The sequence below is a fragment of the Streptococcus sp. 3613 genome, from assembly GCF_013277375.1.
GTDB classification, from domain to species: Bacteria; Bacillota; Bacilli; order Lactobacillales; family Streptococcaceae; genus Streptococcus; species Streptococcus pseudopneumoniae.
The window spans coordinates 1-6,418 of sequence record NZ_VMMV01000015.1 but is presented as its reverse complement, the minus strand read 5'-3'; the positions used below and the strand labels follow the sequence as shown (position 1 = coordinate 6,418).

Annotated in this window: 6 protein-coding genes and 1 pseudogene; 1 reads left to right on the top strand and 6 read right to left on the bottom strand. The window is 40.5% G+C overall.

The window, feature by feature from the left end; genetic code table 11:
* The 3 genes and pseudogenes from HT708_RS01690 to tgt form a co-directional block, all read right to left on the bottom strand.
* A pseudogene (locus HT708_RS01690) lies at positions 1-153 on the bottom strand (helix-turn-helix domain-containing protein); the annotation flags it as partial.
* A 256-nt stretch (positions 154-409) separates the two neighbouring features.
* Positions 410-2,227, bottom strand: a complete 1,818-nt coding sequence (locus tag HT708_RS01685) for an acyltransferase family protein (RefSeq protein ID WP_172925894.1) — start codon at positions 2,225-2,227, stop codon at positions 410-412.
* Positions 2,228-2,327: 100 nt separating this feature from the next.
* A complete protein-coding gene (tgt, locus tag HT708_RS01680) occupies positions 2,328-3,470 on the bottom strand; it encodes a tRNA guanosine(34) transglycosylase Tgt (protein ID WP_001285237.1) in 1,143 nt (380 codons plus the stop codon).
* A 116-nt stretch (positions 3,471-3,586) separates the two neighbouring features.
* Here tgt and HT708_RS01675 point away from each other — a divergent pair, with 116 nt between their 5' ends.
* Entirely contained in the window at positions 3,587-4,444 is an 858-nt protein-coding gene (locus HT708_RS01675; protein WP_172925893.1) for a DUF975 family protein, read from the top strand.
* Between the two features lie 25 nt (positions 4,445-4,469).
* On the opposite strand, the gene pcp is transcribed toward HT708_RS01675, so the two are convergent.
* The 3 genes from pcp to HT708_RS01660 form a co-directional block, all read right to left on the bottom strand.
* Complete coding sequence (gene pcp, locus HT708_RS01670; RefSeq protein ID WP_119919572.1) at positions 4,470-5,114, bottom strand: pyroglutamyl-peptidase I; 645 nt, start codon at positions 5,112-5,114, stop codon at positions 4,470-4,472.
* A 111-nt stretch (positions 5,115-5,225) separates the two neighbouring features.
* The gene (locus HT708_RS01665) at positions 5,226-5,588 is read right to left on the bottom strand and encodes a DUF1304 domain-containing protein (RefSeq protein ID WP_000022854.1); all 363 of its coding nucleotides are present in this window, start codon (positions 5,586-5,588) and stop codon (positions 5,226-5,228) included.
* Between the two features lie 10 nt (positions 5,589-5,598).
* Positions 5,599-6,024, bottom strand: a complete 426-nt coding sequence (locus HT708_RS01660) for a MarR family winged helix-turn-helix transcriptional regulator (protein WP_172925754.1) — start codon at positions 6,022-6,024, stop codon at positions 5,599-5,601.
* Positions 6,025-6,418 lie beyond the last annotated feature (394 nt).

The window sequence follows — 6,418 nt, the reverse complement described above, 5'->3', positions numbered from 1 at the left end:
CGTGTCTGAAGGCTTTTTTCCTTTCTGTTGATAGGCTAGTAGCAGACGATTGATTTGTCTTTCAGAAAGATTCAGTTCGACACAGGGTCGTTTCTTTGTTTTCTTTCCTTGGTCTATAGCTTTTATCACCAGATATTTTTTCGTTTCATTCATATTCAGTTGGATACTTTTCATACGACTATTCTACCAAATGGGACATTTTCACGTTCGATTTACTAAATGAAAGTTCTATAATGAAGTTAGCCACCCAGCCCTCCTAAAAATTAGATGGTTCAACTAGCTGAAAGTGTAGGCATAAGAAAACACCTCTGTGTTATACTTGTTGTTCAACCACAAACACAAGAAAGGCACAGAGATGCGATATTTTAAAAGAGTTGGATTTCTCCAACTCTTCTCTTTTTAATACACGTTATTTTGATTTGACTGGCTTGTCTTGAGCTGTCTTCAAGGCTGTGGCAATCGTATCTGCATACAATTTTGCTCCTGCTTCAATAGTGCTAGTGTCACTTCCGAAATGGACTTGGTCTGTTCCTGCCCAAATTTCTGGATGCTCTTTCGCAACTTGATTCCAATCTGCTATCGTGATGTAAGGTGTCTTCTCTGCCAATTCTCTCATATAGGCAGCAGCCTTCTCAACGATGGCATAGGTCTCTTTTGTCTTATCTCCCTCATAAGGAGTCACCAAAACCATATGGTGGCCCTTAGGAAGATTTTTCACGACACTGTCCCAGTCTTCCTTGTAATTTTCAGGATTATTTACCCCAGTCGCAATGACCACCATCTTAGGTAAAAATTTATTCTGGCTATTGTTTAGCATGATTTCATTGGCAGTCTTGGTTGTTCTGCTGACTTGTGCGTTAATCTGTGCTCCAGGAAGGGCTGTCTGTAGGGCTGTATTTGCCCTTAAGGCCACCGAGTCACCAATTAACATAGTGCCATCAGCAATTCCTAAACTATCAGCTTCTGCTCGTTCTGTCATTACCTTGGTCTGGTTAATATTTGTTGCAGCTTGCTTCAAGCCATTGACAGTTAAGTCTGTCTCAAACGCTCCCACTTGTGGTGCCAACAGAGTTACTAAGAAGACAATGAAGGCCAAGATTCCTGTACTTGTTGCAAGAATTGCGTGAATATAAGGCAGGGGACGAAGAGTTTGTAAAACAGGTGTGTTCTTTCCTGCAATCCAAGGTTCCAATACATAGAATGATAGGCTAGCAAAGCCATAAGAAAAAATCAAAGTCAGTAATACAGCAAGAAGATTTGATGTCAACTGTGAAAAAATGATATAGAAAGGCCAATGGAAAAGATAAACCGCATAGCTAGTATCCGCTAAAAAGCTGATAATCTTTGGCTCCTGCACGTTAGGAGTCTTTTCATGTAAGACACGCGCCGCCATAATCATAGCAAGGGCTGCAAGGCTGGCAAGCAAGAAGCCAATAAGATAGGCAAAGAGATAGGTAAATTTGACAAAGAAGGTCAAAATGAGTAAGAAACCAAAACCTCCTCCAAAAACTAAAAGGGTCTTGCGTAAATCCCAAATTTTATCCAACTGCTTAACTAAAGAAGTTGTCTGACGAACGCCTACAATCGTTGCTAGGATACTTCCCAAAAAGAATGGATAGACATGGGTTAAACTGGAGAAGTAAACAGAGGAATAAGAGGTTACTAGAAAACTACCAATAAACATGGAGAAGAAACTAATTAAGAAGGCAGCAGCAGATAAGAGAAAGACCATTCCTCTCAACTGACCATTTGATTTAGCCTGTTTGGATAAGAACCAAACTGCCAATCCCCAAAGAATATAGTAGTGTACCTCAACAGCCAAGCTCCAATTATGAACAAACAAATGAGGAATGAACTGAGATTCATAACTCCCACCTGTTAGGAGTTCATAGAAGTTGGTCATAAAACCTAAGACACCAGCAATCTGACCCCCAATTCCAGCCACATAATCTTGGCGAACTAGAAAGGTAAAGGGCATGGTCACCAAGACCATCAAAACCACAGGTGGCACAATCCGATAAAAGCGTCTCCTAAAAAATCCAATCAAGTCAATCTCGTGATTCTTAGAAAATTCTTCGACGAGTAGAGCTGTAATCAGGAAACCTGAAAATGTGAAAAAGACATCTACCCCGAAAAATCCTCCAGGAAAGATGGTCTGAAAGAAATGATACAAGAGTACCAATAGTAAACCTGTAATCCTAATCAAGGAAAACCATTTAATGCGCATACGAGTTTATTCTTCCTTTCATTGTACACTTTATTCTATCAAAAAAAGAAGAAAAATCCTAAGAGAAAACTTAGGATTTTTAGCTTATATCAATTCCATTTTAGAAATTACGCCCTGACTTATTATAGCCATATTTTTCCACAAAATACTCACGAAATTCCAAGAGATTGTCATCCATAATGGCTTGGCGCACTTGCTTCATCAAGTTAAGCAAGAAGTAAAGATTGTGGTAGCTAGTCAAGCGGATACCGAAGGTTTCATCAGCCTTGAGCAGGTGACGAAGATAGGCGCGTGTATAGTTCTTACATGTGTAACAATCACATTCAGGATCCAGTGGCGTAAAGTCCTCAGCAAACTGGGCATTTTTGACAACCAAACGACCTTGGCTGGTCATACAAGTCCCATTACGAGCGATTCGAGTCGGCAAGACACAGTCAAACATATCCACCCCACGAATCACCCCATCAATCAAGCTATCTGGCGCTCCCACACCCATCAAATAGCGAGGTTTGTTTTCAGGTAGCAGTTGGGTTGTGAAGTCCAAGACAGCATTCATCTCTTCGTGGGTTTCTCCCACTGCCAAACCACCAATAGAGTAACCTGGGAAGTCCATGCTGACAAGGTCATGAGCCGATTGGCGACGCAGGTCTTCAAATCCTGCCCCCTGCACAATCCCAAATAACCCTTGGTCATGCGGACGACGGTGAGCCTTCAAACCACGCTCAGCCCAACGGCTGGTACGCTCGATCGATTTCTTAACGTAGTCATAAGGTTGATAAAACTGAGGACATTCATCAAAGGACATCATGATGTCTGAACCCAGATTATTCTGAATAGAGATGGCTTTTTCTGGGGATAGGAACATCTTAGAACCATTGAGATGGTTTTTAAAGGTTACTCCTTCTTCTGTGATATTACGGCTATCTGCTAAGGAATAAACCTGAAAACCACCACTATCTGTCAAAATAGGCTGGTCCCAATTCATGAACTTGTGGAGACCACCAGCGCGTGCGATGAGTTCATCTCCAGGACGAAGCCAGAGATGGTAGGTGTTTGACAGGATAATTCCTGAACCCATCTCCTTCAATTCCTCAGGCGACTGAGTTTTGACAGTGGCTTGTGTCCCAACTGGCATAAACATAGGCGTCGGGAAGGTGCCGTGGGGAGTGATGATTTCTCCCAGACGAGCTCCCGTATGTTTTTCTTTCTTAATCAAACGGTATTTGATTGGTGAATCTGACATTTTTTACCTCCGAAGCTGGGAAAGACAGTCCCAGTTCATACTTTGTGCCCAAGGGCATACTGTATGATTCTATCAAAAAAAGCTGGAACTGTCACGAACTATGGTATAATGAGAGAATGAAATACCCAAAAATTGATTTAAAAACCATTCGTCTGCAAGCCAGACAATTTCAGGCTGAAAATCCCCGCCTCTTTCTCGTCTATCTCTTACCTAGCATGCTGGTCATATTGTCTGGCTTTCTTAATCCCTTAGAGCGCATCAACGAGAGTGTTTTAGAACAACCCTTTTTAAGCGTGTTTGGTCATATATTCCAAGCCTACCTTTTTCCACTATTAGTCTCCTTTATCGGGACTATTCTTTTGACCAGTTCCGTCTATGCAACACTGACACTCATGAAAGATTCTAAAACGGAGCCATCTGTAAAAAACAGCCTAGCTCTCTTTGATGAGGAGCGCTTTTCTCAAACCTTTTTGACCCTACTTCTCAAACGTTTCTATCTCTTTTTATGGAGTATCCCTAATTTACTTGGGATTTACTTCCTCTTTTATAGTAGCTTTTTAGCCAAAAAATTCGTCACCCTACATCCTGAGTTTCCAAATCTAGATCTCTCATCAGTTGAAACCGAGCGTTTCCTCATGGTCTTTGGACTCTACTTTCTTGCAAGTCTCATCTTGATCATTGTAGGAAATATCCTCTATATTCCACAGTATTATGCCTATTCACAGGTGGAATTTCTTCTCTGTTATAGTCTAGACCTAGGACAGGCCTCACCAAGACGAATCCTAAAAACTAGCCGTTCCTTTATGAAGGGCTACAAGTTCCAGCACTTTGTCCTAGATTTACAGCTTCTTCCTTGGTACTTCCTCAATTGGATTACCTTTGGGATTGCTAGTTTCACACTCCTACCCTACATTCAAATCAATAAAATAATTTTCTACCGAGCAGTATTGGCTCGAAAACGTCCAAAAGCTTGAAGGTTTTCCCTCAAGCTTTTTTCTATCAATGAGTTTCTCCGCCTACCAACTTGAGATCCTGATCTCCATGTTCTATAATGGCGCCGATTGCCGCTTCTATCCCTCGCCTAATATCCACTAAACTCATAGCTGGAGTTGTAGGTCGATTCACCACCTGTTCCATCATATAAGGAATATGCATAAAACCTGCCTTAACATGTGGAAATTTCTTTTCTACCAAATAGAGGGCCTGATACATCAAATGGTTGCAGACAAAAGTCCCTGCCGTATTGGAAACAGAGGCCGGCAACCCCTCTTTTTTTATAGCTTGAACAATCGCTTTAATCGGTAAACTACTAAAGTAGGCTGAAGCACCGTCTTGGCGAATGGAAAGGTCAATCGGTTGATTACCATCATTATCAGGAATGCGTGCATCGTCTTGATTTATAGCCACTCGTTCAGGCGTCAAGCTAGATCTTCCACCTGCTTGGCCAATACAAAAGACAAAGTCAGGTTGATAGCGGTTCATCTCTTCTTCCAATACTTGAGCCGATTTGTGAAAGACTGTTGGCACTTCTAACCAACGGACCTCAGCACCATGGATTTCAGCTGGTAAACCTTTAATGGCCTCCAAAGCTGGATTAACCTTTTCCCCTCCAAAGGGCTCAAAACCTGTCACTAATACTTTCATTTCTAACTCCTCAAAACAAATTCAATGAGACTTTTTCTTAAAAACAAGTATAACATATTTCCCTTATTCCGGAGTGAAAAGGACTAGCGAGACTAAGATTGACCTTTGAACTTATTTAAAGAGAAAAATACTAATCAAGGCTAAAATAGCTGGCTCACCTTGCTTCAAAATAATTTTCTTATCTGCTGTGAGAGAGCCATAAGCCGCAGCACCAATCACAAATAAAACAAAAATAGTCACAATTTCTAAATTCTGTGAGAAATAAATCCCATACAGGAGAAAGACTCCTAGCAGAGCATTATAAATCCCTTGATTTTTAAACAGTGAACTTACCGACGGACGAGCTAGTTCTTCCCTGTCCATGTTAAAGACACGACTAGTCGCTTCTGATTGCGTTGCAATACTTTCCAAATAAAAAATGTAAAAATGCTCCAAAGCAACGATTGTTGCTAAAATAATTGTAATAATTGACATCTATTTCTCCTTAAATTTCTATATTTTCAATGCTCAAAACCAATTTGTTTAATAAACGGCTGAATTCTGTTCTCTCAGACTCTGTTAAGATACTTTCCATCTCTTTCTTAACCTTGATATGCTGCAGAGGTGGATTCATCACTAACTGCTCCTTGGCATACTTCGTAGCCTCTACCAAGACTTCTCGCTGATTTTCAGGATTACGATGACGCTCCACCAAACCTTCCTTTTCTAAAATCTTAAAATGCCGTGTCAAAGCAGCCTGATCAATCTTCAAACTCTCCTGAACCGCTATTTGATTACAAGGGGAATGCTTCAACAAAAATAATAAAATCTGATACCGTGTCAAACTAATCCCAAGCCTTTTTTCAAACAATTGCGTACTCGCTTGCTCAGACAAGCGGAGTTGATACAGTAAATCTTGAATCTCTAGCATTTCTTTCTCCTTTAAATTAATCTATCAATAGTTGACTAATCAGGTATAATATAAAGTAAAATAGATTACAAGAATGTTGCTTGAGTCATTACTAGATGCTAACTTTCCATTTTCCATTCAAATTGATACTCAATGAAAATAAAAGAGCTAACTAGGAAGCTATCCGTAGGTTGCTCACAGCACAGCTTTGAGGTTGCAGATAAAACTGACGTGGTTTGCATTTATTTTTCGAAGAGTATGACAAAGAAAAAAACGAACGAGACTTACTTCCTATCATGAAAGCTAGATCTCATTCGTCAAAATGATATTACCAAGTCTGGTTTATCCGTTCATTGAAACGTGAACGTGGTCATAGTGATTTTCTGTCACGCTACCACGACCTGGCATTGGGTTC